Origin of the sequence: Micromonospora sp. NPDC047753 (assembly GCF_040642735.1) — a bacterium.
In the GTDB taxonomy this organism is placed as follows: domain Bacteria; phylum Actinomycetota; class Actinomycetes; order Mycobacteriales; family Micromonosporaceae; genus Micromonospora.
In genome coordinates, this window is record NZ_JBEYSL010000761.1 from 1 (window position 1) to 2190 (window position 2190).

Below are 2190 nucleotides of genomic sequence, written 5' to 3' on the forward strand. Positions count from 1 at the left end.
GTCGGCTCGATGCCTGCCCGGTGCAACGCGAGTGCCGCCACACTGCCGGCGATGCCGCTACCGATGATCATGGCTGTTCTGGCCTGTGACCTCGACCTCAGGACATCGGGATCGGGAAGTTGGCGCGTCTGTCGTTTCAGTGACGCCCAGGCATACCGCTGCCACCAGGGCCTACGCAACGTGTGCCGATAGGCTTTCCGGGCCAGCCATTCGAAGTAGATCCACTGATCTGGAGCGTTCTGGCGCGTGCGCAGGTCGGCGATCATCGGCGACAGGATGACGAAGAGCCGCACGCACCAGCTCGACCAGAAGTCGAGGAACGCCCTGCGGTCAGCGTAGGAATTGCGGAGCAGGAAGCCGACTTGGGAGATCTGGATGCCCACGGCAGTCGCCGCCGCACGCTCCTCCTCCGACCACTGTGCGTACTCCTTGTTCCCCAGTCCATAGACAACGTCCCGCAGCGCCACATTCTCGGCCGACCAGTGATTCATCATCACGGCGGACAGAATGCCGCCGCGTGAGACGGACCGGCCGACCAACAACTGAACACACGAGATCAATGCGGCAACTATCGCCACCACGGCCGAAATCTGTGCGGTCATGGCGCCCTCCCGCTGACCTTCAGGAACGCGATCCTGTGGTCCTCGACGCAACTGCCCTGATCATCCATCTTCGACGATTTCGTCAAGTGCCCGACCCGCAGCGGCCCTCCACGGTTCGACCTGCACGGGACCGCGGTAGTCCTCCCGATCAGGTCCGAGCGTCCGGCCACTCCCCGGTCGACGGCGACGTTGCGATGGGTCCCACTGATGTCACTACAGGCCCAGGCCCCGCAGGGTCGGTACGGTCTGGCCCACCCAGGCGAGGTCGGCGTCCTCGCGAGCGCCCTGGGTGCGTTGCGTGCCGGCCAGGAACCACAGGAAATAGGTGGTGTAGCCGGGTGCGCTGACCACGGTGTGGTACCCCTCGGGCATCATCTGCATCACATGGTCACGGATGGTGACGTTCTCCTCGTACCCGTCGTCGGTGTAGACCCGGCTGATGCCGAAGCCGTTCGCCGGGTTGACGCGGTAGTAGTACATCTCCTCGTGTGCGGCCTCGGCGGGCAGGTCGTCGACCTTGTGCCGGTGCGGCGGGTAGGTGCTCCAGTTCCCCGAGGGCGTGTAGGTCTCGCCGACGATGAGCCGGCGGGCGGGCAGGTCCGGCTGGGAGATCTCGGTGAGGATCTGGTGGTAGGTACGGCCAAAGTTGGCAGCTCCCCAGCGGCCGCTCACGACCTGCTCCGGTGCGATGACGTAGGGGTCGGTGGCCAGTTCGCTGGGTGCGCTGGGCAGGGCTATCTCCACGGTGGTAACCGCCTCGACGGTCACCGAGGAATCGGCCGGGATGTAGACCGAGTGCGGCCTGCCGGAGAAGACGTCCGGACGCTGACCGACGTGCGGGAAGTGGCGGCCGGCGACGGTGAAGCTGGCCGTGCCACCGAGGACGACGGCCAGGATCTCCCGGTCACCCGACTCGCCGGTCCAGGACTCGCCGGCCGACAGCCGCAGCAGGGTGAAGTCCAGCAGTCGGCAGGGATTGAAGGGCAGCGTGTTCCGGCCGTCGACGGCCGGAATGGAGCAGTGGTAGCGGTAGTCCATGGTCACCTTTCGGGATGCGGGGCGGAGCGGGTCGGTGCGTGGTGGTCACCAGGGGCTGGTCCAGCCCGGAATGGTGGCGCGGGCGAGGGCTTCCAGGTAGAAGTAGTCGCCCCACAGGGTTCCCTCGTCGACGCCGACGCTCTTGGGTTTGTCGTAGACGCCGTGCAGGATCAGCGCGTTCGAGGCCGGATGACCACCGGTGGAGTAGTGGGCGATGAGCGAGCGCAGGATCTCGGCGGCGGCTTTCCGGTACCGGTCGGCGCTGGCCGTGTCGTCGCCAAGGCCGTCTGCCAGTTCGACCAGGCCGCAGGCGGCGATGGCCGCGGCCGAGCTGTCCCGCTCCTGGCCGCTGCCGTCGCCGAACTCCAGATCCCAGTACGCGACGTGGTCGTCGGGCAGGTCGGCGAGGAAGCGGTCGGCGCAGGTCCTCGCGGCGGCGAGCAGCGCTGGGTCGCCGATGTGCCGGTGGTTGAGGCTGAACCCGTAGATGCCCCATGCCTGCCCGCGCGCCCAGCAGGAGTGGTCGGCGTGGCCCTGTTCGGTTTCGCCG

Annotated in this window: 2 protein-coding genes and 1 pseudogene; all 3 read right to left on the reverse strand. The window is 67.2% G+C overall.

From position 1 onward, the window contains the following. On the reverse strand, positions 1 to 602 hold a 602-nt coding region (locus ABZ749_RS34215; protein ID WP_357235333.1), incomplete at its 3' end, for an FAD/NAD(P)-binding protein. Between the two features lie 213 nt (positions 603 to 815). Next, positions 816 to 1640 carry a 5-deoxy-glucuronate isomerase gene (gene iolB, locus ABZ749_RS34220; protein WP_357235336.1) on the reverse strand — a complete coding sequence of 275 codons (825 nt, stop codon included), beginning with the start codon at positions 1638 to 1640 and terminating at the stop codon, positions 816 to 818. Positions 1641 to 1685: 45 nt separating this feature from the next. Next, a pseudogene (locus tag ABZ749_RS34225) lies at positions 1686 to 2190 on the reverse strand (glucuronyl hydrolase); the annotation flags it as partial.

What these genes read in the sequence shown, in the direction of transcription:
- iolB (WP_357235336.1), bottom strand. Translation starts at nt 1,640, where the DNA reads ATGGACTACCGCTACCACTGCTCCATTCCGGCCGTCGACGGCCGGAAC.